The following is a 24,920-nucleotide window of genomic DNA, read 5'->3' as shown; positions in this document are numbered from 1 at the left end:
ACCATGTCTGAGACAATTATCCTTGGACCGAAAATCAATCTGGAAGATTTTATGGCCGTGGCCCGGTTCCATGCTCCGGTGGAATTTTCTCCCGGGTATTGTGAACGGGTGAACCGGTCCCGGGCCCTGGTGGAAAAATGGGTGGAAGAAGAAAAAGTCATGTACGGGGTCACTACCGGTTTCGGGGCCCTGTGCACCAAAGCCATCAGCAGGGAAGAAACTGCCCAGCTCCAGGAGAACATCATCCTGTCCCATTCCGTGTCCGTAGGGAAACCTCTGCCGGAAGAAGCGGTCCGGGGAACCCTTTTGATGATGCTCCAGAATCTGGGCCAGGGATACAGCGGGGTCCGTCTGGAAGTGCTGGAACAGATCCGGCAGTTCCTGAACCGGGGAGTGACGCCCTGGGCTCCTGGAGACGGCAGCGTGGGATACCTGAGCCCGGAGGCCCACATGGCCCTGGTGATCACCGGACGGGGAAAAGCCTGGTACCGGGGGAAACTGCTGGAAGGCCGGGACGCCCTGGCACAGGCGGGACTGGAGCCCCTTACCCTGGCTTCCAAGGAAGGGCTGGCCCTGGTGTCCGGCACCACGTCTCCCACGGCCCTGGGAGCCATCGGTCTTTATGACCTGCTCCAGGCGGCCCGGACCGCCGATGTGGTGGGGGCCATGAGCCTGGAGATCCTCCAGGGGGTCATGAATGCCTTCGATCCCCGGGTCATGGCCGTCCGGCCCCATCCGGACCAGGCCAAAGCGGCGGAAAACGTTCGGAACCTGCTGGCGGATTCCCAGGTGATCGCCGCCGCCCGGGGAAAACGGGTCCAGGACGCTTTATCCCTCCGGTGCATCCCCCAGCTCCACGGGGCGGCCCGGAAAACCCTGGAAGATGCCAGGAGAACCCTGGAAATCGAAATGAATGCCTGCTGCGACAATCCCATCCTGTGGCCGGAGCCCGGGAACGAGGACGTAATCTCCGCCTGCAATGCGGATTCCGCCTATGTGGGGATCGCCATGGATTCGTCCTGTATGGCGGCCACCATGATGGCCAAAATGTCCGAACGGCGGAACAACCGGCTCATTGACGGAAATCTGTCCGGGTACCCCTGGTTCCTGATCCAGAATCCGGGGCTCAATTCTGGGGTGATGATTCCCCAGTACACCCAGGCGGGGCTGCTGAACCAGATGCGGATTCTGTGTACTCCTGCGGTGATTGACAACACGCCTACCTGCGGGAACCAGGAAGATTATGTGGCCATGGGATACAATGCGTCCCTGAAATCCCTGAAAGTGGCGGAGAAACTGGAATACATCCTGGCCATTGAGCTGCTGTCCGTCTACGAGGCCCAGCCCTTTGTGGACGGAAGCCTCCGGCGGAGCAGCGCCAGCCGGCAGGTGCTGGCGGAAATCGCCCAAACAGTGCCGGAAATGAAAGAGGACATGTACCTGTATCCCCATATCGAGTTCCTGAAGGAAAAGATCCACGACGGAAGCATCCTTCGTTGGGCGGAAGAAGGAATGGGGAAGAAGCTGGTGTAAAAAGAAGGTCTAAAAAGAAGGTGCTGCACGTTGCCTGCAGCACCTTCTTTTTGTCCATAAAACGTCTTCTGCTTTAGCGAAATACTGGAATAAAAAACGACAAAGTATACTGTATACAATAAAAAGAAAATTCAAAATCGTGTCCCGTCTGAAAAATATTTGACATTCTTCTGACTTTTTTACAGTACAATAAATCCGTAAGACAAAGGGGATTGCGCAGGAATCCCCGCAAACGGAAAAGTGAATAGAAAAGGAGTGATCAATGTATGGAAATCTTAACCAACCCCATCGTCGTCTCCGTAATTGTCATGTCCGTCTTGTGCCTGCTCAAGATGAACGTCCTGTTCGCCATCCTGGTGGCAGCCATTGTAGCCGGAGCCACCGGCGGCCTGGCCATTGACAAAACGGTGAGCATCCTGATCGGCGGGATGGGCGGCAACTCGGAAACCGCTCTCAGCTACATCCTGCTGGGGACCCTGGCAGTGGCCATCGGACGGTCCGGCCTGGCAGACATTGCAGCACGGAAAATCACCAAGGTGGTAGGGACGAAAAAAACAGCCTTTGTATTCCTGATCGCTTTCGTGGCCTGCTTCTCCCAGAACCTGATCCCGGTACATATTGCATTCATCCCTATCCTGATTCCCCCTCTGCTGGTGGTAATGAACCATATGAAACTGGACCGGAGAGCGGTTGCCTGCGCACTGACCTTCGGACTGAAAGCCCCGTACGTATCCCTTCCTGTAGGGTTCGGGCTGCTGTTCATGACCATCATCAAGGATCAGATGGTGGCCAACAACGTAATGGTTTCCATCAGTGACATTTCTTCCGTTATGTGGATCGGCGGTGCCTCTATGTTGGTGGGCCTGATCCTTTCCACCATTTTCTACAGCCGTGACCGGGAATACAAGGACCTGCCCATTATGGGCCAGGATGAAAAAGCCGGGGAAACGGAAATGAACGCGGACTGCTGGAAAGCCCTGGCCGGTGCCGTAGCCGCCTTTGTGGCCCAGCTGTACTTCAAATCCCTGCCCATCGGCGCCATGTGCGGCCTGCTGGTCATGCTGGTTACTGGTTCCATCAAATGGAACAAGATGGATGAAATGGTGGATGGCGGCGTCAAGATGATGGGCTTCATCGCCTTCGTTATGCTGGTGGCTGCCGGTTATGCCAACGTGCTCCGGGAAACCCATTCTGTGGAATCCCTGGTTATGGCCACCACGGCTGTAATCAACACCAAATTCAGCGGCGCCTTCCTGATGCTGGCCGTGGGCCTGCTGATCACCATGGGCATCGGCACTTCCTTCGGGACCATCCCTGTGGTGGCTTCCATCTACATCCCCATGGGCCTGAAACTGGGCTTCAGCATCCCTTCCATCATCCTGCTGATCGGGATTGCAGCAGCACTAGGGGATGCCGGATCTCCTGCCTCCGACTCCACTTTGGGACCCACCTCGGGGCTTAACGCGGACGGACAGCACAACCATATCTGGGATACCTGCGTACCCACCTTCATTTTCTTCGATGTGACCCTGTTCATCGGCGGCCTGATCGGCGCCATGATCCTGGGCTGACTGGATAACAATCAGGGGCTGCCAGGCAGCCCCTTTCTATGGAATTCACTTGTAAGGAGGAAAATCACATGCTGAAAGATGTAAAAGCCATTAAAGAAGTCGTACTGAACGGGAATGACCTGACCCTGGAACAGCTGATCGCCGTCAGCCGGTACAATGCCAAGCTGAGCTTCGATCCTGATGCTGTGGACCGGATCAAGGCTTCCCGGGCTCTTATCGATGATATCGTCAACAGTGACCGTGTGGTTTACGGGGTTACCACCGGGTTCGGCTCCCTGTGCCGGGTCCACATCTCCAAAGATGACTGTGCCCAGCTCCAGGAAAACCTGATCCGTACCCATTCCTGCGGCTATGGGAAACCTCTCAGCCGGGAAGTGACCCGGGCTGCCATGACCATCCGGGCCAACGCCCTGGTGAAAGGCTATTCCGGCATCCGGCTGTCCACCCTGCAGACCCTGGTGGATATGATCAATAAAGGTGTCCATCCTTACATTCCGGAAAAAGGTTCCCTGGGGGCTTCCGGTGACTTGGCGCCTCTGGCCCACATGGTTCTGCCCATGCTGGGGCTGGGTGATGCGGAATACCAGGGCACGGTAATGCCCGGCAAGGAAGCCATGGAAAGAGCCGGCATTCCCATTATCCATCTGGAAGCCAAGGAAGGGCTGGCCCTCATCAACGGCACTCCGATCCTGACCGCCATGGGCGTGTTTGCCCTGTGGGAAGGCATGTCCCTGCTGAAACAGAGCGACATTGCCGCCGCCCTGTCCGTAGAAGCCCAGCGGGGCATCATCGATGCCTATGACGAACGGCTCCATGTGATCCGCCCCCACAGAGGGCAGCTGGATACCGCCTACAACATGCGGAACCTGCTGGCCGGCAGTACCTATGTGACCCATCAGGGCCAGCTGAAGGTACAGGATGCTTACTGCCTGCGCTGCGTACCCCAGATCCACGGGGCCAGCAAAGATGCTCTGGGCTTTGTGAAGGACAAAGTGGACATTGAAATCAATGCGGCCACCGACAACCCCATCGTCCTGCCGGATGGAGATGTGATCTCCGGCGGGAACTTCCACGGCGAACCCATGGCTCTGCCCTTCGACTTCCTGGGCATCGGGATCTCCGAAATCGCCAACGTTTCTGAACGCCGTCTGGAACGGCTGATCAACAACTCCCTGAGCGGATTCCCCTCCTTCCTGGTGAAACATTCCGGCCTGAACTCCGGCTTCATGATCACCCAGTATGCGGCAGCCGCTCTGGTCAGCGAAAACAAGGTCCTGGCCCATCCTGCTTCTGTGGACTCCATTCCTTCCTGCGAAAACCAGGAAGACCTGGTCAGCATGGGTGCCCATGCCGCACGGAAAGCCGGAGAAATCGCCTTCAACGCACGCCGGGTGGTGGCAACGGAAATCCTGGCCGCCTGCCAGGCCATCGACCTGCGGGAAGGGGAAGGCTTCAAACTGGGTGCCGGTACCCAGGCTGCCTATGATGCCGTCCGGAAGACCAACGACTTCATCGCCTACGACAAGGACATCGAAATGTTCAAAGAACTGGAAAAGATCACCAACCTGGTCCAGGAAGGCGGTATCCTGGATGCAGTAGAGGACAAGGTGGACCTGAAGTTCTTCTGAGAAATCCCATAACCATCCCTCTGGAGGCTGTTGCTTTTGCAACAGCCTCCATTTTATGCACAAAAAAAGACTGCCGCAGTTGCGGCAGTCTTTTGGCTGCAAAAATCAGAAGCAGACTTTGTTGGGGTTCAGGATCAGGTTGGGGTCGAAGACTTCCTTGATGCCCTGCATCAGGGAAATGGTGGTGTCGCCCAGGTTTTCTGCCAGGAACTGGACCTTGCCGAAGCCGATGCCGTGTTCCCCGGAAATCTGGCCGCCCAGTTCCGTGCATTTGGCGTACAGCAGATGCATGAACTGTTCCACGGATTTCTTGAATTCCATCAGATCCATGTCGTTGGCACAGGTGTAGATGTGCAGGTTGCCGTCCCCGGCATGGCCGAACATCTTCACTTCGAAGGGGAAGTCTCCCTGGATTTCCTTGATGTACAGGACAAAATCCGGGATCTTGGATACAGGGACCACCACGTCACATTCATCCAGCAGCTTGAACTGTTCTTCGATGCCTTCCAGGAAGGAGGAACGGGCTGCCCAGGTCTTTTCCAGGAACATGGGAGTATCTGCCACCAGCACATCCAGGGCACCGGCTTCCAGGAGCATTTCTGCCGCTTCTTCCACCTGTTTGTCCAGCAGGTCCCGGTCGTTGGAATCCAGGGTCACCAGGAGATAGGCACCCACTTCCTGGCCTTCCACTTCTTTCGGGAAGACGCTTTTGCCCATGTAGGCTTCGGAAGATTCCAGGATTTCCTTTTCGAAGAATTCCAGGGTCTGGGGATCCAGGCCGGAATGTTTGATGGCCGGCACGGCACCGATGCCGTCAGCCAGTTCCGCAAAGGGAACGATCAGGGTTACATGGCATTTGGGCGGGGCAATCAGTTTCAGGGTCAGTTCCGTAATGATCCCCAGAGTGCCTTCAGAGCCGATGATCAGGTTCAGCAGGCTGTAGCCGGAAGAGGTCTTGGAGACGGGAGCCCCCAGATGGATCACTTTCCCGGTGGGCAGGACCACGGTCATGGCCTGGACGTAATCCCGGGTGGTGCCGTATTTTACGGCCCGCATGCCTCCGGCGTTGGTGGACACATTGCCTCCCAGGGTGGCGAATTTTTCGCCCGGATCCGGGGGATAGAACATCCCGTGGGCCAGGGCGTCCTTGGACAGGGTGTCCAGCAGGACCCCGGGCTGTACCCGCACGTTCATGTTCTTTTCGTCATAGCCCAGGATCTGGTTCATCCGGGAGGTGCACAGCACCAGGCCCCGCTGGACCGGAGTGGCTCCGCCTGCCAGGCCGGTGCCGGCGCCCCGGACGGTGACCGGGATGTGATGTTCGTTGCACAGCTTCATGATGGCGGCGATTTCTTCGGTGCTTTCCACATCGATGGTGGCTTCCGGCATGCCGATGCCGTAAATGGGCATATCATCATGGGTGTAGTCCGGGTTGATGTCTTCGCCGGTGATCACCCGTTTTCCAGAAATTTCACGGAGTGCTTCCAGCACATCCGGTGTAATCGGATTGTATTCGATCATTGTACAAGCTCCCCCTTCGGTTCTATAAAAAGAAACATGGGGATAGTATAATCAATTTCTTACGGACTGTAAAGAACTTTCTTAATATTTGGTAATTCGTGAAAACTTATCCATCCACCGGATACAGAATCTTTTCAGAGAAAGCAGACGAAAAGGGGAAACCTATAGTATAATGAACTATAAAACATGATGGAAAGGGTAAGTGTGGGTGGACCATGGAACAACCAATCGGGAAAAAAATCATACTCAGCCTGGCCCTGGCAGGAAGTCTCTGCCTGCCGGTACTGGCAGATGCAGCAGCACCGGTGCATGACCTGCGGACTTTTGCTCAGACAGACGGAACGGAACCGGCTGCCGGCTCCGGAGAAACGGCTCTGGCTGACAAAAAGGGACCGGCCAAGACCGGAACCCAAAAGCCGGGGATGGAAGCAGCCGGGAAGGACAGTGTCAATCCGGTCCAAAAAGCCGATGATCTGCGCCGGACCCGAGAAGTGGACTTTTCCCTCCAGCGGGGTCAGCTGCTCAGCGAAGCCATCGGGGATATTGACGGAGATGGCGTGGAGGAAGTGGTGGATCTTATGGGGAATCCCCTGGTGGATAAATCCAGCTACATGGGGGATATGTACCTGATCGTCCGGGAAACCGGCGCTGCCGGGGCCAACCGGGTGAAATACTACTACCGGCCTCAGAACCTGGGAGGCTACAATGCCTACCTGACCCTTGCGGATGTGACTGGAGACGGGTATCCGGACGTGATCATTGCTGCGCCCAGCGGCGGCTCCGGCGGGATGGTCTCCTACCGGATCCTGGATGTGATCGACGGGAAGCTCCAGGAGGTGTTCGGCCAGGAAGAGAACCGGGGGGTGTCCATGGTGGGCACTTATCTGCCGGATTACCGGGCCAGCCTGTCCTTCCCGGATCTGAAACAGGACATGGTGCTGGATCTTTCCGGGGAGAAGGACGCCTACCGGAACCTGAACGTGTACAATGAGGACGGCAGCCTGAAAGAATCCGGCCTGCGGCCCTATATCCAGAACCTGAGTCAGCTCAGTGCCCTGGACGTGAACGGGGACGGGGTGGATGAAGTGATCACTATCCAGAAGGTGCTGGGGGTGCTGAACGCGGAACCCCTGGGCTATGTACGGACTGTGTGGGAATACCGGGCCGGAGGCTGGGAACCCAGGAACGTGGGGTTCCAGGCGGAGCTGTACACCAAACCCACCTATACCAGCGGAGACAAGGTCACCGGGGAAAGCGGCTACGAAATCGTTTCCCTGAAGGTGCCGGCGGAAAACGGGGCGGTGGAATATCCCCACTTCCAGAAGCTGGATGGGAAACTGGCCTGGAAACTGAACCATGGCATCGAATCCTTTGTCCGGAATCAGCTGAAGAACGTGTCCATCGGCACCCGGCTGAACCTGGATTATGATGTGAAATACAGCGGCCGGCACTATGCCAGCATTATGGTCCTGGGGCTCCTGACGGAACGGGACAAGAGCCAGGCCATTACCCGGTGCTGGAACTTCAATATGGATACCGGAGAGGAAGTGGCCCTGAAGGACATGATCCGGCCCTGGGGAAAATTCTGGCGGATGGTGGAAAAGGAAACAGCCGCCGGCGGACTGCTGCTGAAGCCGGAAGACGTGACTGGCTATTACTTCGATGGAGAGGCTCTGGGCCTTTTGTACGGGGACCAGAAGGAATACGATCTGGAGGCGGAAAAGGTCCTGCCGTTCCTGACGAAAAACCGTCCCGGGGAAGTATTTTTGACTAGCCAGTCAAATGAAGAAAACGTGAAAAAAGAAGTAAAAAACGTAGAAAATAAAGAAAAAACCTCTAAATAACAGGTTTGAATCTGGAAATTGCATACGATATAATATACAAGGTTTTCTATAACTGTTTCACGATTGCAGTACATGCCCGCAAGGGCAGGATTTTAGGAGGATTGTCCATGTTAGGAAAGAAAAAAGCGATATCCATCGGGATGGCTCTCCTTCTGCTGGTAGGCGTTGCCGGCTGCGGCAGCAAGACCACACCGGCGGCGGGAGACGTGGCTGTAAAGTCCATGAAGGTCATCAAGCGGGATACCCCCATTACCTATGATTACACCGGCTTCGTGGAAGCGGCCAATGACGTGCAGATCAAGAGCAAGGTCACCGGTACCATTGTCCAGAAACTGGTGAACGGCGGGGATTATGTGGAAGCCGGTCAGCTGCTCTATGTAATCGACCCCCGGAACTATCAGAATTCCGTGCTGAATGCCCAGGCCAATTTGGCCAATGCCCAGGCCACTCTGGCCAATGCCCAGCGGGATGCCGCCCGGTACCAGACCCTGTATGAACAGGGGGCTGTAAGCAAACAGACCGCGGACCAGTACAACACCCAGCTGGCTCAGGCCCAGGCTGCCGTGGATGCCCAGTCTGCCATCCTGGCTTCTTCCCAGGTGGATGTAAGTGATACCCAGATCGTGGCTCCTTTCTCCGGGAAGATCGATACCAATCCTCTGGCGGAAGGTTCTTTCGTAACGGCCAACTCCACGGTGCTCACCACCATTTCCGGCAGTGATCCCATGCGGGTGCGGTTCTCCGTATCCCAGGCGGATTACCTGGATATCATGAAAGGGAACACCAACAACGGCACCAAGCTCCAGAACGTGACCATGAAGCTCAGCGACGGCACCACCTATCCGGAAAAAGGTTCCGTGACCCAGGTGGACCGGGGCGTCAGCGACACCACCGGTACCCTGACCCTGAAGGCGGAGTTCCAGAATCCCAACGGGGTGCTGCTGCCCGGTATGTTCGCCAACATTTCCGTGGTGGGTTCCACGGTGCCCAACGCCATCCTGGTGCCTCAGCGGGCTGTCACCGACGTGATGTATAAGCATTTCGTCTATGTGATCAACAGCGACAACACCGTCAGCATGAAGGAAGTCCAGCTGGGGGCCCGGATCGGGAAACTGTGGCTGGTGAAGAGCGGTCTGGACGGTACGGAAACCGTTGTGGTGGAAGGGGTCCAGAAGCTGAAGGAAGGCGCCAAAGTCAACGCTTCCCCCATGACGGAAGCGGATCTGGATACCACCGACACGACCCAGACCAGCGGGAAGTAAGGAGGTAAAGTAGAGTGGCAAAGTATTTCATTGATCACCCTGTATTTGCCTGCGTCATAGCCATCATCATCACTCTGGTGGGAATCATTTCCGCCTACAACCTGCCTATTGCCCAGTATCCCCAGATCTCCAATCCCCGGATCAGTGTGCGGACCAACTATGTGGGGGCCAGTGCGGAGGTTGTGGAACAGTCTGTGGCCCAGGCCATTGAAAAGCAGGTCAACGGGGTGGACAGCATGGTGGATATGAACTCCACCAGTGACAACCAGGGCAACTACACCCTGGACGTAAAGTTCGAACTGGGGACGGATCCGGATATGGACTCCGTCAAGGTGCAGAACCGGGTAGCCCAGGCTTCTGCTTCTCTGCCCAGTGAAGTAAGCACCTACGGGGTCACCACCAAGAAGGAATCGGCGGAAACCATCATGTATTTCGCCCTGACTTCCCCCAACGGCACTTATGACACCCTGTTCATGAAAACCTATGGGGCCACCCAGTTCGTGGATGCCCTGAAGCGTGTGAAAGGGGTATCTGAAGTCAGCGAATATGGACCGGAACTGTCCATGCGGGTATGGCTGGATCCCATGAAAATGGCCCAGCTGGGCGTGACGGCGGCAGATGTAAAGAATGCCATTGCCAGCCAGAACGTCCAGGCACCTGCTGGGAGCATCGGGGCCCGGCCCAATGAGGCGGATCAGGAATTCCAGTATTCCGCCCGTGTGAAAGGCCGTCTCTCCACTGCGGATGAATTCGGCAACATCATCATCAAGAACAGCAGCGGGAATCTGCTCCGGGTAAAAGATGTGGCCCGGGTGGAATTCGGTCCCCGTGACGACAGCGTTACCTCCAAACTGGACGGAAAGAACGCCATGAACTACGCCATCAGCCTGAACACCGACGCCAACGCCCTGGAATCCGTGGCAGAAGTGAAGAAGGTGCTGGCGGAGGCGGAAAAGAACTTCCCGCCGGATCTGAAACTGACCATCGTACAGGACAACACCGAATATGTACGGGAATCCCTGAAGGAAGTGGTGGTCACCCTGGTGGAAACCCTGGTACTGGTGGTGCTGATCACCTGGGTGTTCCTGCAAAGCTGGCGGGCCACCCTGGTTCCTACCCTGGCCATCCCGGTTTCTCTGTTGGGGACTTTCGGATCCTTCATCATTTTTGACTTTACCATCAATACACTGACACTGTTCGCCCTGGTGCTGGCCATCGGGATCGTGGTGGACGACGCCATCGTAGTGGTGGAAGCCGTGGAACACAATGTGGATGCCCTGGGGATGGATCCCAAGGAAGCCACCTACAACGCCATGCGGGAAGTATCCGGAGCCATTGTGGCCACTGCCTTCGTACTGTTGGCCGTGTTCCTGCCCGTAGCCTTCCTGAGCGGGATCACCGGGGTACTGTACAAACAGTTCGCCCTGAGTATCGTGGTGGCTCTGAGTATCTCCGCGGTAGTGGCCATGTCTTTGAGCCCTGCCGTGTGCGCCATGGTGATCAAACCCAAGGATCCCAACGGCAGCAAAGGATTCCTGGGCAAAATGTTCGGCTATTTCAACCGGTGGTTGGAACGGACCACCGGCAAATACGTAAAGAACGTGAAACGGCTGCTCCGGCATTTCAAACTGGGGCTGGTGGGACTGGCCATCGTCTTTGTGCTGATCGGCATGTTCTTCAAGCTGATCCCTTCCTCCTACCTGCCTGATGAAGACCAGAGCTTTGCCATGATGACGGCTTCTTTGCCGGAAGCGGCTTCCACCAACCGGACCACCAAAGTCACCAATGAAATGGTGGAAGAGATCCGGAAGATCCCCGGGGTGAAACATGTACTGCAAATCGTGGGCATCGATGTACTGTCCATGGGCAGAAAGCCCAATGCGGCCATCATACCGGTAAAACTGGATGATATCCAGAACCGGACCACGGAGGATACGAGTGTATTCAGCGTCCTGAAAAAGCTGAACATGATGGGTGCCCAGAACCCGGCGGCCACTTCCATGGCCTTCAACCAGGCCGTACTCCCCGGTCTGTCCAACACCGGGAGCCTGAGCCTGTACATCATGGATACCACCGGCCATGACACCAACACCATGGCCAAAGATGTGCAGACCATCCTGGGCAAGCTTCGGCAGCGTCCGGAACTGGCCACCATCTACACCACCTTTACCGATAATACTCCGGCCCTCCAGTTCGATGTGGACCGGGCCAAGGCGGAAAGCCTGAACGTGCCGGTATCCAGCGTATTCACCGCCCTCCAGGCCAACCTGGGCGGCAGCGAAGTCAACGACTTCAACCTGCTGGGCAAGACCTGGAAAGTGGTCATCCAGGCTGATCCCAAATACAGAGGGGATGTAAAGAGCTTCTCCAACCTGTATGTGGCCAGCACCACCGGGTCCCTGGTGCCTCTGAGCGCTTTGGTAACCAGCAAGGAAATTCCGGCTGCCCCAGTTATCACCCGGTTCAACGGGGCCCGTGGGGCCAAGATCGCCGGGTCTCCCGCCACCAACGTGTCCACCGGTCAGGCCATTGCCGCCATCGAAAGCGTGCTGAACAGCGAACTGCCCAGTGGGTATACCTACCAGTGGACGGACCAGAGCCGGGACGAAAAAGCCGCCGGGAACTCTTCCTTTATGATGTTCGGGATCTCCCTGGTGTTCGTGTACCTGTGTCTGTCCGCCCTGTATGAAAGCTGGACCCTGCCTCTGGGCATCATCTTCGCGGTGCCTTCCGCCGTTATGGGCGCTGTAGGCTTCCAGTTCCTCCGGGGGCTCACCAGTGATATCTACATGCAGATCGGGCTGATCGTGCTGATCGGGCTGTCCGCCAAGAACGCCATCCTGATCGTGGAATACGCCAAGATGAGAGTGGACGACGGCTGGGCTGTCATGCCCGCTCTGGTGGATACGGTTACGGTCCGTCTCCGTCCTATCCTGATGACCGCCTTCTCCACGGTCATCGGGGCTGTGCCTCTGGCCTGGGCCAGCGGCGCCGGTGCCGGCAGCCGTACCTCCATCGGTACCGCCATCATCGGCGGCATGATGGCTTCCACCTTCCTGAGCCTGTTCCTGGTGCCGGTCCTGTTCCTCACCATCGAAAAGGTCTTCCATCCCAAGGTGCCTGTAGGTTCCGTGGATGATCCGATTCCAGAAGAAAAGAAATAACGTGGTAAAGGACTGCTGCATTGCAGCAGTCCTTTACTGTCAATAGTCAATCGACAATTGAAAAGGGGCTGTTGCGTATGCAGCAGCCCCTTTTTTCTCCAAAAATCTTTGCTTTTTTTCATTGGAACGGATATAATAGTTTTTATTCTTGATTGTGTAAGGTGAAGGACACGTGAAACAAACAAATGGTACGAAAAAACTGCTCAGTCAGGTCTGGCACCTGACCCGCAGCTATTGGAAAAGTGAAGAAAAGAAAAAAGCCTACGCCTTACTGCTGGCCATACTGGTGCTGACCCTGGCGGTGGTGGCCATGCTGGTGCTGCTGAACCAGTGGAACAATGCCTTCTATACAGCGCTCCAGAACTACCAGACAGATGAAATCTTCCATCAGCTGAAGCGGTTCACTGTGCTGGCTTTTATCTATATCATCCTGGCCGTTTACGCCTACTACCTCCAGCAGGTGCTGGTGCTGAACTGGCGGCGCTGGCTCACCAACCGGTACATCGACCGGTGGCTCCAGCACCGGACCTATTACCGGTTGGAAATGTTCGGGAAGGAAATGGACAACCCGGACCAGCGGATCAGTGAGGACGTGAATCTGTTCGTTACCAAGACCCTGGGGTTCTTTGTGGGGATCGTGAAGGCCCTGTGCACCCTGGTTTCCTTTGTGGTGATCCTGTGGCAGCTGTCCGGTCCCTTTTCCTTCGCCTTTTTGGGCCGTACCTGGCACATTGCCGGGTATATGGTCTGGGTGGCGGTGGCTTACGCCTCTGTAGGAACCTGGCTCACCCACCGGGTGGGCCACAAGCTGGTGGCCCTGAACTTCTTCCAACAACGCCGGGAGGCGGATTTCCGGTTCAGCATGATGCGTATGCGGGAAAATGCGGAAAGCGTGGCATTCTATCAGGGAGAACAGCTGGAAGGGAAAGTGTTCAAGAAACGCTTCGCCCTGCTGCTGGACAACTTCTGGAAAATCGTCCTGAAGCAGAAACAGCTGGTGTGGCTGAATTCCGGCTATTCCCAGATTGCCATCATCTTTCCTTTTGTAGTGGCCATTCCCCGGTTCCTGCGCCGGGAACTGACCCTGGGGGGCCTGATGCAGGTGGCCACGGCCTTTGGCCGGGTCCAGGATTCCCTGTCCTACTTTGTGGACATGTACGCTTCCCTGGCGGAATGGCAGGCGGTGGTGGACCGGCTCACGGGGTTTGAGGAAGACATGGTCCGGGTCCAGGAAGCCGGCAGCCAGAGCCATGTGGAACGGGTGGAAAGCACCGGCGGCGCTGTCCGTCTGGAGCCTCTGGAAGTGGACCTGCCCAACGGACAGCCCATCCTGAAACCTCTGGACCTGACCCTGGAGCCGGGCACCAATGTGCTGATCAAGGGCATCAGCGGCAGCGGGAAAAGCACTCTGCTCCGGGCCCTGGCGGGGATCTGGCCCTTTGCCCGGGGAAAGGTAGCCCTGCCGCCCCAGGATCAGCTGATGTTCATTCCCCAGCGGCCCTATCTGCCCTTGGGGACTCTCCGGGATGCGGTGCTGTATCCCGGCACCCGGGAATTTTCCGACGAAACCCTGAAGGAGGCCCTGGAACAGTGCCGGATCGGGTATCTGGCAGTCCATCTTCAGGAAGAAGGGGACTGGTCCCATGTGTTCTCCATCGGGGAACAGCAGCGGCTGGCCTTTGCCCGGGCCCTGCTTTATCAGCCCCGGTGGCTGTTCCTGGATGAATCCACTTCCGCCCTGGATGAGGAAACGGAAGGGGCCCTGTACCGGACCCTGGGAGAAAAGCTGCCTGGGACCACCCTGGTCAGCGTTGGACACAGAAGCACGCTGCTCCGCTATCACCAGCGGGTGCTGGCTTTGGATAAAGAAACACATACAGCTTCTCTGGAAAGTGCGGAGAAGTGGGAAGAGCGCCTGCGGGCTCAATGAAAAAGGGGGAAGTTTGTTTATGAGTATTGCGTTGCTGAATCAGATTGACAGCTTTGTCTGGGGACCGCCCTTGCTGGTCCTGTTGGTGGGGACCGGGATTTTCCTCAGCTTCCGGCTGGGTTTCCTGCAGATTTTCCGTCTGCCCCGTTCCCTGAAGCTGATCTTTTCCGCGGAAAACCAGGGAGAAGGGGACATCGATTCCTTCAAGGCCCTGTGCACCGCCCTGGCTGCCACTGTGGGCACCGGGAACATTGTAGGGGTGGCTACGGCCATCAAAGCCGGGGGGCCGGGGGCCATCCTGTGGATGTGGATCGCCGCCTTCTTCGGCATGGCCACCAAATATGCGGAAGGCTGCCTGGCAGTGAAATACCGGACCGTGGATGACAAGGGACAGATTTCCGGGGGCCCCATGTACTACATTGAAAACGGGCTGGGCCGGGCCTACCGGCCTCTGGCCATTGCTTTCGCCTTCTTCGGAGTACTGGTGGCCTATTTCGGCATCGGGACCTTTGCCCAGGTGAACTCCATTGTCCAGATCACCCAGCTGAATGCCGGGATCCCGGTGGAATACACCGCCGTGGTACTCACCATCCTGGTGGCGGCCATTACTCTGGGAGGCCTTCAGAGCATTGCCAAGACCGCATCCAAGGTGGTGCCGGCCATGGCTGTAATCTACATGGCTTCTACCCTGGGCTTCCTGGTGATCTTTGCGGACAAAGTGCCGGGGGCCATTGCGGAAGTGTTCTATGATGCCTTCCATCCCACGGCGGCAGTAGGGGGCTTCCTGGGAGCCAGCGTGCTGTTCGCCATGCGGAACGGGGTGGCCCGTGGGGTATTCTCCAACGAATCCGGCCTGGGGAGCGCTCCCATTGTGGCCGCTGCTGCCAAGACCAAATGGCCGGCGGAACAGGGAATGGTTTCCATGACCGGTACCTTTATCGACACCATCATCATCTGCACCATGACCGGTCTGGTAGTGGTGATCAGCGGTCTGTGGAAAACGGATCTGAACGGAGCCGCACTGACCAATGCGGCCTTCCTCCAGGCTTATCCCCACTTCGGGGGCTACATGCTCATGGTGGGGCTGGTGCTCTTTGCCTTCACCACCATCCTGGGCTGGAACTACTACGGAGAACGGTGCATGGAATACCTGGTGGGGATCAAAGGGATCATGCCCTACCGGGTGGGCTTCATCCTGCTGGTGGGCTGCGGGGCCTTCCTGAAACTGGAATCCATCTGGATCCTGGCAGATATCGTAAACGGCCTTATGGCCATCCCCAACCTGATCGCCCTTCTGGGCCTGGCCGGTGTGGTGGTGTCCGAGACCCGGAAGTATATGGAGCATGTGAAAGAGGAAAAGAAGAATGGTTCTGCTGCCTGAGCAGCAGAACCATCGACCATTGACAAAACGGAAGTCTCTCTGGGACTTCCGTTTTTCAAATTGTCATGGAAAGAAGAAAATAGTATAATGATAGGGCAAAAAAGGAACTGTTATTTTTGAAAGGAGATTCAACATGAAAGCTCGTACTATTGTCAATGATATATACGAAGTGGGGATCCGGGACTGGACCCTCCATGACTTCCACGGCTTTGCCACTCCCCGGGGGGTCACCTACAACTCCTTCCTGATCATGGATGAAAAAATCTGCCTGATCGACGGGGTGAAGGCTCCCTTCGCCGGGGAACAGCTGAGCAACATCCGGACCATTGTGGATCCGGAAAAAATCGACTACATTGTAGTGAACCATGTGGAACCGGACCATTCCGGAAGCCTGCCGGCTCTGGCCCGGGCCTGCCCCAATGCCACCTTCCTGATCACGGTCCAGGGGGCCAATGAACTGAAAGAACATTACGGGGATATCTTCAAGACCCAGATCGTGAAAAAAGGGGATACCGTAAGCCTGGGCAAACGGACCCTGGCCTTCCAGCCCATTCCCATGCTCCACTGGCCGGATTCCATGGTCACCTACTGCCCGGAAGAACAGATCCTGTTCTCCAGCGATGCCTTCGGGCAGCACTACTGCTGCAGCAAGCTGTTCGATGACGAAACCGAAGTGGAAAACATGTTCTTCGAAGCCCAGAAATACTTCGCCAACATCCTGATGCCCTACCGGAAACTGGTACCCAATACGGTGAAACTGGTCCGGAGCCTGCCTCTCAAGATGATCTGCAGCTGCCACGGCTGCATCTGGCGCTCCCACATCGACGACATCCTGAGCCGGTACGAATCCTGGGGCAAGGGTGAAACCGTGGACCGGGTACTGGTGGTATTCGACACCATGTGGGGCGGCACCGCCGCCATGGCCCGGGCCATGATCAAAGGCATCGAAAAGCAGGGAATGCGGGTGAAGCTGTACCGGTATGAAAGCAGCCTGAAGGCGGATATCGTCAGCGACCTGCTCACCGCCAAAGGGATCCTGATCGGTTCTCCCACCCAGAATTCCGGCATGATGCCCACCATCGGCGGGTTCCTTACTTACCTGAAGGGCCTGAAACCCACTGGCAAGAAGGCCGCTGCCTTCGGGACCTACGGCTGGGCCGGCGGTGCGGAAAAGGATATGGAAGCCATGATCAAGGAGTCCGGCATGGAACTGCTGCCCGGGTACAATGTGAAATGGCGTCCGCTGCCTGCTGAACTGGAAGCGGCAGAACAGTACGGCTACGACTTTGCGGAAAAAGTCAGCAAGGGAGAATAAAATCTGCCGGAACCAGCGGACCGGATGCCAAAAGGCGGAAGGCGCTGACCGGGACAACGGGAAAGGGGTTGTCGCAGCTGCGGCAGCCCTTCCCTTGTATCAGGAGGAACCATGGAAGATTTCATTGTGGGACGGAATGCGGTGCGGGAAGCCCTGCGCAGCGGCCGGCCCTTCAACAAAGTGCTGATCCAGGAAGGCAGCCACGGGGGCAGTCTCAGCGAGATCCTGGAACTGGCTCAGGAACGGAAGATCCCGGTGGAAAAGGTGACCCGGGAAGCCCTGGACCGAATTTCCGACGGGGTCCGTCACCAGGGGGTGGCGGCCCAGGGGGCGCCGGTGGCCTTCCAGGATCTGGATACGGTGCTGGCCCGGGTGGAAAGCCGGGGAGAAGTGCCCCTGCTGCTGCTCCTGGATGAACTCCAGGATCCCCAGAATGTGGGAGCCCTGATCCGGACCGCCAATGCGGCTGGGGTCCACGGGGTGCTGCTGCCCCAGCGCCGGAGCTGCCCTCTCAACGGAGTGGTGGCCAAGATTTCTGCCGGTGCCATTGAATATGTGCCGGTGATCCAGATCGGCAATATTGCCCAGACCATGAAGCAGCTGAAAAAGCGGGGCTTCTGGATCGCCGGGGCGGATATGGACGGGGAATCCCAGTATTTCGACGCCAACCTTACCGGCCCCATGGTGCTGGTGGTGGGGGCGGAAGGCAAGGGCCTGGGCCGTCTGGTGAAAGAAAACTGTGACTTCATCGTCCGCATCCCCATGCTGGGGCAGGTGTCCAGCCTGAATGCCTCTGTGGCAGGCGGGATCCTGCTCTATGACATTGTCCGGCAGCGGATCCTGGAAGGGCGGAAGAAGCCGTGAAGGGTGCAGAGTAAAGAGCACAGAGGCTGAGGCAGGCGGCATGCAGCCCCTCGGTCTCAACATCAGAAGGAGCACAAAACACACCAGAGGGGGCGTGAACTGTTGCAGGAAGAACTGCGGAAAGTCTATGACACCCTGTCCGACGAGGAGCTGATCCAGCTGATCCAGGACCGGGATGACCGGCAGGCTCAGGAGTATCTGCTGGACAAGTACAAGGAATTCATCCGGATCCGGGCCAGCCGGTATTTTCTGGTGGGGGCGGAAAAGGAGGACATCATCCAAGAAGGGATGATCGGCCTTTTCAAGGCCATACGGGATTACCGGCCGGGAAAGCAGGCTTCCTTCAAGGTCTTTGCGGAAGTCTGCGTGAACCGGCAGATCATTTCTGCCATCAAAAGCGCCACCCGGCAGAAACATCGGCCTCTCAACTGTTATGTGTCCCTGGACAAGCCGGTGTTTGAGGAAGGCAAGGAACGGACCCTGTTGGACATGCTGGGGGGAAGTCACGGAGTGGATCCGGAAAATCTGCTGGTGGACCAGGAAGCCTTCAATGACATTGAGCGGAACGTCAGTGCCATGCTCAGCAGTCTGGAATGGCAGGCCCTGTGCAAATACCTGGAAAGCAAAAGCTACCAGGAGATTGCCCGGGAACTCCAGCGGAGCACCAAATCCATTGACAACGCTCTTCAGCGGGTAAAACGGAAACTGGAAAAATATCTGGCCAGCCGGAACCATGAACTGGACCTGATGACACTGAACAAGGGACTTTTGATTATGGCAGCCAAGGAACATCTCCGGACCAGCCATAACAAGAATGATAGAATTGAAACAATCTGACAATTCGCTGGCCGGTGAAAAGAAGAAAAAAACTCTTTTGCAGGAATTCTCTTTTCTCACGGCGAATAACATGGTATAAACAGCGGAAAATCCATGCATCTAAGGGAGGGCGATACACATGAGTCAAATGGAAGAATTTCTGAAACAGGTGGAAGCCGTACAGGCAAAGGATGAAAAGGTCCTGGTCGTTACCGGGAAACCCGGCAGCGGCAAAAGCAAACTGCTCCGGGAAGCGGCGGAAGCCAAAGGCTGGGATTATGTGGATACCCGGCTTTTGATCACCGAAGAATTCCTGAAGCTGCTGCCCAGTGAACGGAAGGAAAAAGCTCCGGAAATGCTGACGGAAGAACTGTCCGGCCACCGGGGAGATGTGATCCTGCTGGACCGGGTGCAGACGCTGTTCGTTCCCGTGTTCCACATTGATCCCAAGAGCGTCATCGATGCCCTGGGGAAAGCCTATACGGTAGTGCTGGCCTGGCCCGGTTATGTAAACGACGGGCTGCTGTGCTATGACAAGTTCGACGGCACGGAATCCATCCGGATCTCCGCCGCGGACTATACGGTGTGGGAAGTGGAATAACAGCCAGGAAAGGGTGAAGTCCAATGCAGGAAAAGAAAAGGGGAACCCTGGCGGTCCTTACCGGCGGAGGTGACTGCCCGGGCCTGAACGCCGTGATCCGGGCCGTGGTAAAGACGGCCATCCATCATGGATTTGAGATCTACGGCATTTCCAATGGCTTCCACGGGCTGATCTGCAACGACATGAAGCTGATGGGCCTGGAAGATGTTTCCGGGATCCTGCCCCGGGGCGGGACCATCTTGGGAACCACCAACCGGGACAATCCCTTCCATTATGCCGCCGGAGAAGATGAAAAAGGCAATGTGATCTATGAAGACCGGCGGGAAGATGTGGTCCGGAACCTGAAAGACCACGGCATCGGCTGTCTCATCGTCATCGGCGGGGACGGCAGCCTGAAGATCGCCTATGATCTCCACCGGTTCTGCGGGGTGAACGTAGTGGGGGTCCCCAAGACCATCGACAACGATCTGCCCTGCACGGAACGGACCTTCGGCTTCGATACGGCCATGGCCATGGCCACGGAAGCCCTGGACCGGCTCCATACCACGGCGGAATCCCATCACCGGGTGATGGTGCTGGAAGTCATGGGCCGGTATGCAGGCTGGATCGCCCTCCATTCCGGGATAGCCGGGGGAGCGGATGTGATCCTGATCCCGGAAATCCCCTATGACCTGGATGCGGTGATCCGGAAAATCCGCCGGCGCCAGCAGAATGGGAAGAAATTCAGCATCATCACTGTGGCGGAAGGGGCCAAACCCATCGGGGGCCAGCTGACCATTGCCCGGATGGTGAAGGAAAGCTTCGAACCCATCCGGCTGGGTGGCATCGGGGAAAAACTGGCCCGGGAAATCGAAGAGAAAACCGGCATCGAATCCCGGTGCACGGTTCTGGGCTACCTCCAGCGGGGAGGTTCTCCCACCGCTTACGACCGGGTGCTTTCCACCCGGTACGGGGCAGCGGCTGTGGAAGCCTGTCTGGATGAGGAATACAATGTGATGGTTTCCCTCCAGGCCAATGCCATCGTCCGGGTGCCCATCGCCCAGGCGGCGTCCAAACCCCATCAGGTGCCGGTGGATTCGGACATCGTCCGGACCGGCCGGGAACTGGGGATTTCTTTCGGAGACGAAAAACTGGAAGACTGAATAATAGAAACAAAGAAAAAAGAGAAGGACAATTTTTCTTAAACTCTGAGGAAAAATCCGTGTCTTCTCTTTTTTTTTTATGATATTTGCCATATAATGAACAAGTTCTCTTAACCAAAAAGAATTGCAGAAGAAAAAGGAGTGTATGACGTGAGTGAAAATCTGATTGCCGTCCTGTTGGGCATTGTGGAAGGCCTGACGGAATTTATCCCTGTATCCTCCACCGGCCATATGATCATTGTAGGGCATATGATCGGCTTTGAGGGCAACCTGGCCAAGATCTTCGACGTGGTGATCCAGCTGGGGGCCATCCTGGCCGTCCTGGTGATTTACAAGGAACGGTTTGCCCGGTTCCTGACCAAAGAAGGCTGGCAGATGGGCACCGGACTTACCGGCTGGCACATTGCCGCCGGCTGCGTGCCCACCATGGCCTTTGCTTATCTGGTCCACTCCTTCATCAAAAAATACCTGTTTTCTCCGGCTACGGTGGCTGTGGGCCTGGTGCTGGGAGCCCTTCTGATGATTGTGGCGGAATGGAAGATCCGGGGCCATGAGGCGGAACTGGTCCAGGATGTGGATCACATCAGCATCCGCCAGGCCCTGTACATCGGCTTCTTCCAGTTCCTGTCCCTGTGGCCCGGGTTCTCCCGGAGCGGGTCCACCATGGGAGGTGCCCTGCTGGTGGGGGTGAACCGGAAAGCCGGGGCGGATTTCACTTTCATCATGGCCCTGCCCGTTATGGTGGTGGCCTGTCTGTATGAACTGCTGAAGAACATCTCCGCGCTGACCGGAGGGGATCTGGCGGTACTGGCCATCGGTTTCGTCACCGCGTTTGTGGTGGGGTACTTCTCCATTGTCTGGTTCATGAAGTTCCTCCAGCGGTCCACCCTGACCGCCTTCGGGATCTACCGGATCCTCCTGGCCCTGGTGACTGTGTGGTACTTTTATCTGTAAGAAAACGGGGGCTGAGGGAGGGCATCAGCCCCCGTTTTTCTGGTTTATAAAATTTCTTACACTTTTTTTGAAAAAGTTGTTGACAAAAACCCCAACATCCTTTATACTTACACTTGTTACGAACGAAAAGCGCTGGCATAGCTCAATAGGTAGAGCAACTGACTTGTAATCAGTAGGTTGAGGGTTCAATTCCTTTTGCCAGCTCCAAATGTTCCTGACAGACAAATGTGGAGAGATTCCCGAGTGGTTAAAGGGAGCAGACTGTAAATCTGCCGCCTCTGGCTTCGAAGGTTCGAATCCTTCTCTCTCCACCAAACATCGCGGGGTGGAGCAGTTGGTAGCTCGTCGGGCTCATAACCCGAAGGTCGTTGGTTCAAGTCCAGCCCCCGCAACCAAATGCTGATGTAGCTCAGATGGTAGAGCGTATCCTTGGTAAGGATAAGGTCACCAGTTCGATTCTGGTCATCAGCTCCAATTATGGCGGCGTAGCTCAGTTGGCTAGAGCAGTCGGTTCATACCCGGCCTGTCCGCGGTTCAAATCCGTGCGCCGCTACCATTACCAACACAGCCCCGTAAAGGGGCTATTTTAAAATCCAAAAAAATATTCAGAAAGCGTTGGGAGGTATTCTAATGGCTAAAGAGAAATTTGAAAGAACCAAACCCCATGTGAACATTGGGACCATCGGTCACGTTGACCACGGCAAGACGACCCTGACTGCGGCCATCACCAAGGTGCTGTCCGAAACTCCGGGCTGCAAGGCCACTTTCGAAGCCTATGCTGATATCGATAAGGCTCCGGAAGAAAGAGAACGTGGTATTACCATTAATACCGCCCACGTTGAATATGAAACCGAAACCAGACACTATGCACACGTTGACTGCCCGGGGCACGCTGACTATGTAAAGAACATGATCACCGGTGCTGCTCAGATGGACGGCGCCATCCTGGTTGTTTCCGCTGCTGACGGCCCCATGCCTCAGACCCGTGAACACATCCTGCTGGCCCGCCAGGTTGGCGTACCTGCCATCGTAGTGTTCCTGAACAAATCCGACCAAGTTGACGATCCTGAACTGATCGAACTGGTTGAAATGGAAGTCCGTGACCTGCTGAGCCAGTATGGCTATCCTGGAGACGAAGTGCCCATCGTTGTGGGTTCCGCTCTGAAAGCCCTGGAAGGGGACAAAGAACAGGAAGACAACATCCGGAAACTGATGAAGGCTGTTGACGAATACATTCCTACTCCTGTCCATGACCTGGCCAAACCGTTCCTGATGCCTATCGAAGACGTGTTCACCATCACTGGCCGTGGTACCGTAGCTACCGGCCGTGTGGAACGTGGCGTGATCAAAGTTGGGGACACTGTTGAAATCGTTGGTCTGTCCGACGAAAAGAAACAGTCCGTAGCCACCGGTCTGGAAATGTTCCGGAAGACCCTGGATCAGGCTGAAGCCGGCGACAACATCGGCTGCCTGCTGCGTGGTATCGACCGTACCGAAATCGAAAGAGGTCAGGTACTGGCCAAACCGGGCACCATCCATCCTCATACCAAATTCAAAGGTCAGGTTTACGTACTGACCAAAGAAGAAGGCGGCCGTCATACTCCGTTCTTCAACGGCTACCGTCCGCAGTTCTACTTCCGTACCACCGACGTTACCGGTGTTGCTCACCTGCCTGAAGGCACCGAAATGGTTATGCCTGGGGACAACGTGGTGATGGATGTTGAACTGATCACCCCGATCGCCATCGAACAAGGTCTGCGTTTCGCTATCCGCGAAGGCGGCCATACCGTTGGTGCCGGTGTGGTTACTGAAATCGAAGGCTAATCGAATCACCGGATGTAAAACTGAGGCCGACCTATCCATCGGCCTCACTTTTTTGTTGACATCCTGGCGGTTCTATGATAACCTTTATAGGCGGCTTTTGGGAATCAAGAGTTTTGAATGTAAGTGAGGTGTTAAGGAATGGCAGCTGGAAACCGTGTGGGTATTACCCTGGCTTGCACCGAATGCAAACAGCGTAACTACCAGACTACGAAGAATAAAAAGAACGATACCGAACGTATCGAAATCAAAAAGTATTGCAAGTTCTGCAAAAAGCATACGTTGCATAAAGAAACGAAATAAGGTGGAGCGATACTATGGCAGGAACTCAATTCACCCCGGAAGTAAAGAGCACCTCTGGTGTGGGTGGTTTTCTCCGAGAAGTGAAAACCGAAATGAAAAAGGTAACATGGCCCACCAAGAGGGAACTGATCGGGTACACCATTACGGTGATCCTCTCCTCTCTCTTTGCAGCTTTCCTGATCTGGGCTATTGATGCTGTCTTGTCCGTACTGTTTCGCTTAGTGATGGGAGTGCAGTAAGCATGGAAAATCAAAAGCACTGGTATGTCATTCATACTTATTCTGGTTACGAGAATAAGGTAAAGATGAATCTGGAAAGCAAAATCCATTCCCTGGGTATGGAAGAGCAGATCTTCCAGGTGCTGGTTCCCATGCAGAATGAAGTAGACGCAAAGGATGACAAGCAGAAGGTCGTGGCGCGGAAAGTGTTTCCAGGCTATGTACTGATCGAAATGATCGTGGACGACCGGACTTGGTATGCTGTGCGGAACACCCCTGGTGTAACTGGCTTCGTTGGTACCGGCACAAAACCCATTCCTTTATCTGACCGTGAAGTAGAACGCATCCTGGGGGCCATGCCCAAAGAAGGAGAACAGACTGCTGCAGTCGGCAAGACTGTGGAAGAACCTGTAATCCGGATGGAATGCCCTGTAGGTTTGAATGATACCGTCCGCATCAAAGCCCCTGGCTTTACCGATATGGTAGGGACGGTAGCGGAGATCAACGACGAACAGCAGAAGATCAAAGTGATGGTCGAAATGTTCGGACGTGAGACTCCCATTGAAGTTAAATTCACCCAAGTGGAAGCTATTGAATAAGTAAGGAGGTGTAAATTATGCCTAAGAAAGTCGTTAAGATGGTCAAACTGCAGGTCCCTGCTGGTAAGGCAACTCCGGCACCTCCCGTAGGTCCGGCACTGGGCCAGGCTGGTATCAACATCATGGCCTTCGTAAAAGACTTCAACGAACGGACTGCCAAACAGGTTGGCCTGATCATTCCTGTTGAAATCACCGTTTTCGAAGATCGTTCTTTTACTTTCGTTACCAAGACTCCTCCGGCAGCTGTACTGCTGAAGAAAGCCTGCGGCATCGAAAAGGCTTCTGGTGAACCCAACAAGAACAAAGTTGCCACCATTAAACGTGACAAAGTTCGGGAAATCGCTGAAAGCAAAATGAAAGACCTAAACGCTGGCTCTGTTGAAGCTGCCATGCGCATGGTCGAAGGTACTGCCCGGAGCATGGGTATTACTGTAGAAGACTAATGTCTGAAAA

The 24,920-nt window shown here is 55.8% G+C and carries 20 protein-coding genes and 5 tRNA genes; 24 read left to right on the top strand and 1 reads right to left on the bottom strand.

All coding sequences use genetic code 11. The annotated features are described in order from the left end of the window. The first annotated feature begins 3 nt into the window (after positions 1-3). From ACTQY1_RS00450 to hutH, 3 genes are all read left to right on the top strand, one after another. The gene (locus ACTQY1_RS00450) at positions 4-1,533 is read left to right on the top strand and encodes an HAL/PAL/TAL family ammonia-lyase (RefSeq protein ID WP_308664052.1); all 1,530 of its coding nucleotides are present in this window, start codon (positions 4-6) and stop codon (positions 1,531-1,533) included. 266 nt (positions 1,534-1,799) lie between these two features. Then, positions 1,800-3,104, top strand: a complete 1,305-nt coding sequence (locus ACTQY1_RS00445) for a Na+/H+ antiporter family protein (protein WP_154487611.1) — start codon at positions 1,800-1,802, stop codon at positions 3,102-3,104. Between the two features lie 68 nt (positions 3,105-3,172). Next, positions 3,173-4,732 (top strand): histidine ammonia-lyase, encoded by a 1,560-nt coding sequence (hutH, locus tag ACTQY1_RS00440; RefSeq protein WP_154487613.1) that lies wholly within the window; start codon positions 3,173-3,175, stop codon positions 4,730-4,732. Positions 4,733-4,837: 105 nt separating this feature from the next. Here hutH and ACTQY1_RS00435 read toward each other — a convergent pair whose 3' ends face one another. Further along, entirely contained in the window at positions 4,838-6,253 is a 1,416-nt protein-coding gene (locus tag ACTQY1_RS00435; protein WP_022486786.1) for an FAD-binding oxidoreductase, read from the bottom strand. 215 nt (positions 6,254-6,468) lie between these two features. On the opposite strand from ACTQY1_RS00435, the gene ACTQY1_RS00430 reads away from it, so the two are divergent. From ACTQY1_RS00430 to rplK, 21 genes are all read left to right on the top strand, one after another. After that, complete coding sequence (locus tag ACTQY1_RS00430) at positions 6,469-8,097, top strand: hypothetical protein (RefSeq protein ID WP_441368795.1); 1,629 nt, start codon at positions 6,469-6,471, stop codon at positions 8,095-8,097. 107 nt (positions 8,098-8,204) lie between these two features. Next, a complete protein-coding gene (locus tag ACTQY1_RS00425) occupies positions 8,205-9,359 on the top strand; it encodes an efflux RND transporter periplasmic adaptor subunit (protein WP_022486788.1) in 1,155 nt (384 codons plus the stop codon). A gap of 14 nt (positions 9,360-9,373) precedes the next feature. After that, entirely contained in the window at positions 9,374-12,523 is a 3,150-nt protein-coding gene (locus tag ACTQY1_RS00420) for an efflux RND transporter permease subunit (protein WP_022486789.1), read from the top strand. A 172-nt stretch (positions 12,524-12,695) separates the two neighbouring features. Beyond that, on the top strand, positions 12,696-14,453 hold the full coding sequence (locus ACTQY1_RS00415) for an ABC transporter ATP-binding protein/permease (RefSeq protein WP_288310788.1): 1,758 nt from the start codon (positions 12,696-12,698) through the stop codon (positions 14,451-14,453). A gap of 19 nt (positions 14,454-14,472) precedes the next feature. Next, entirely contained in the window at positions 14,473-15,834 is a 1,362-nt protein-coding gene (locus tag ACTQY1_RS00410; protein WP_441373706.1) for an alanine/glycine:cation symporter family protein, read from the top strand. Between the two features lie 133 nt (positions 15,835-15,967). Continuing rightward, complete coding sequence (locus ACTQY1_RS00405; RefSeq protein ID WP_022486792.1) at positions 15,968-17,149, top strand: FprA family A-type flavoprotein; 1,182 nt, start codon at positions 15,968-15,970, stop codon at positions 17,147-17,149. Between the two features lie 111 nt (positions 17,150-17,260). Next, positions 17,261-18,013: a 23S rRNA (guanosine(2251)-2'-O)-methyltransferase RlmB gene (rlmB, locus tag ACTQY1_RS00400; protein ID WP_022486793.1), complete on the top strand. Its 753-nt coding sequence runs from the start codon at positions 17,261-17,263 to the stop codon at positions 18,011-18,013. Positions 18,014-18,115: 102 nt separating this feature from the next. Beyond that, positions 18,116-18,850, top strand: coding sequence for an RNA polymerase sporulation sigma factor SigH (sigH, locus tag ACTQY1_RS00395; RefSeq protein ID WP_022486794.1), 735 nt, complete (start codon positions 18,116-18,118; stop codon positions 18,848-18,850). Between the two features lie 118 nt (positions 18,851-18,968). After that, positions 18,969-19,430 carry a BREX-3 system P-loop-containing protein BrxF gene (gene brxF, locus ACTQY1_RS00390; RefSeq protein ID WP_022486795.1) on the top strand — a complete coding sequence of 154 codons (462 nt, stop codon included), beginning with the start codon at positions 18,969-18,971 and terminating at the stop codon, positions 19,428-19,430. 23 nt (positions 19,431-19,453) lie between these two features. Then, entirely contained in the window at positions 19,454-20,572 is a 1,119-nt protein-coding gene (locus tag ACTQY1_RS00385) for a 6-phosphofructokinase (protein WP_441368794.1), read from the top strand. A gap of 150 nt (positions 20,573-20,722) precedes the next feature. Further along, positions 20,723-21,526, top strand: coding sequence for an undecaprenyl-diphosphate phosphatase (locus ACTQY1_RS00380; protein ID WP_441368793.1), 804 nt, complete (start codon positions 20,723-20,725; stop codon positions 21,524-21,526). Positions 21,527-21,657: 131 nt separating this feature from the next. Then, positions 21,658-21,733, top strand: a tRNA-Thr gene (locus ACTQY1_RS00375). Between the two features lie 22 nt (positions 21,734-21,755). Continuing rightward, positions 21,756-21,840, top strand: a tRNA-Tyr gene (locus ACTQY1_RS00370). 5 nt (positions 21,841-21,845) lie between these two features. Continuing rightward, positions 21,846-21,921 (top strand) — tRNA-Met (locus ACTQY1_RS00365). 3 nt (positions 21,922-21,924) lie between these two features. Continuing rightward, positions 21,925-22,000 (top strand) — tRNA-Thr (locus tag ACTQY1_RS00360). A gap of 5 nt (positions 22,001-22,005) precedes the next feature. Then, a tRNA-Met gene (locus ACTQY1_RS00355) sits at positions 22,006-22,082 on the top strand. Positions 22,083-22,156: 74 nt separating this feature from the next. Beyond that, positions 22,157-23,350 (top strand): elongation factor Tu, encoded by a 1,194-nt coding sequence (tuf, locus tag ACTQY1_RS00350; protein ID WP_154487621.1) that lies wholly within the window; start codon positions 22,157-22,159, stop codon positions 23,348-23,350. Positions 23,351-23,488: 138 nt separating this feature from the next. Beyond that, positions 23,489-23,650 (top strand): 50S ribosomal protein L33, encoded by a 162-nt coding sequence (gene rpmG, locus ACTQY1_RS00345; RefSeq protein ID WP_022487512.1) that lies wholly within the window; start codon positions 23,489-23,491, stop codon positions 23,648-23,650. Between the two features lie 14 nt (positions 23,651-23,664). Then, positions 23,665-23,889, top strand: a complete 225-nt coding sequence (gene secE / locus ACTQY1_RS00340) for a preprotein translocase subunit SecE (protein ID WP_022487511.1) — start codon at positions 23,665-23,667, stop codon at positions 23,887-23,889. 2 nt (positions 23,890-23,891) lie between these two features. Then, entirely contained in the window at positions 23,892-24,467 is a 576-nt protein-coding gene (gene nusG, locus ACTQY1_RS00335; protein ID WP_022487510.1) for a transcription termination/antitermination protein NusG, read from the top strand. A gap of 17 nt (positions 24,468-24,484) precedes the next feature. Next, the gene (gene rplK / locus ACTQY1_RS00330; RefSeq protein WP_012937656.1) at positions 24,485-24,910 is read left to right on the top strand and encodes a 50S ribosomal protein L11; all 426 of its coding nucleotides are present in this window, start codon (positions 24,485-24,487) and stop codon (positions 24,908-24,910) included. The last annotated feature ends 10 nt before the right edge of the window (positions 24,911-24,920 follow it).

The sequence above is a fragment of the Acidaminococcus sp. HCP3S3_G9_1 genome (assembly GCF_052122455.1).
Classification (GTDB): Bacteria; Bacillota; Negativicutes; order Acidaminococcales; family Acidaminococcaceae; genus Acidaminococcus.
This window is presented reverse-complemented; position numbering and strand designations above follow the sequence as displayed.

Excerpts from the sequence above, each read along its gene's own strand:
- ACTQY1_RS00450 (WP_308664052.1), top strand. The coding sequence starts at position 4 with ATGTCTGAGACAATTATCCTTGGACCGAAAATCAATCTGGAAGATTTT.
- ACTQY1_RS00445 (WP_154487611.1), top strand. The coding sequence starts at position 1,800 with ATGGAAATCTTAACCAACCCCATCGTCGTCTCCGTAATTGTCATGTCC.
- hutH (WP_154487613.1), top strand. The coding sequence starts at position 3,173 with ATGCTGAAAGATGTAAAAGCCATTAAAGAAGTCGTACTGAACGGGAAT.
- ACTQY1_RS00435 (WP_022486786.1), bottom strand. The coding sequence starts at position 6,253 with ATGATCGAATACAATCCGATTACACCGGATGTGCTGGAAGCACTCCGT.
- ACTQY1_RS00430 (WP_441368795.1), top strand. The coding sequence starts at position 6,469 with ATGGAACAACCAATCGGGAAAAAAATCATACTCAGCCTGGCCCTGGCA.
- ACTQY1_RS00425 (WP_022486788.1), top strand. The coding sequence starts at position 8,205 with ATGTTAGGAAAGAAAAAAGCGATATCCATCGGGATGGCTCTCCTTCTG.
- ACTQY1_RS00410 (WP_441373706.1), top strand. The coding sequence starts at position 14,473 with ATGAGTATTGCGTTGCTGAATCAGATTGACAGCTTTGTCTGGGGACCG.
- ACTQY1_RS00405 (WP_022486792.1), top strand. The coding sequence starts at position 15,968 with ATGAAAGCTCGTACTATTGTCAATGATATATACGAAGTGGGGATCCGG.
- rlmB (WP_022486793.1), top strand. The coding sequence starts at position 17,261 with ATGGAAGATTTCATTGTGGGACGGAATGCGGTGCGGGAAGCCCTGCGC.
- brxF (WP_022486795.1), top strand. The coding sequence starts at position 18,969 with ATGAGTCAAATGGAAGAATTTCTGAAACAGGTGGAAGCCGTACAGGCA.
- ACTQY1_RS00385 (WP_441368794.1), top strand. The coding sequence starts at position 19,454 with ATGCAGGAAAAGAAAAGGGGAACCCTGGCGGTCCTTACCGGCGGAGGT.
- tuf (WP_154487621.1), top strand. The coding sequence starts at position 22,157 with ATGGCTAAAGAGAAATTTGAAAGAACCAAACCCCATGTGAACATTGGG.
- rpmG (WP_022487512.1), top strand. The coding sequence starts at position 23,489 with ATGGCAGCTGGAAACCGTGTGGGTATTACCCTGGCTTGCACCGAATGC.
- secE (WP_022487511.1), top strand. The coding sequence starts at position 23,665 with ATGGCAGGAACTCAATTCACCCCGGAAGTAAAGAGCACCTCTGGTGTG.
- nusG (WP_022487510.1), top strand. The coding sequence starts at position 23,892 with ATGGAAAATCAAAAGCACTGGTATGTCATTCATACTTATTCTGGTTAC.
- rplK (WP_012937656.1), top strand. The coding sequence starts at position 24,485 with ATGCCTAAGAAAGTCGTTAAGATGGTCAAACTGCAGGTCCCTGCTGGT.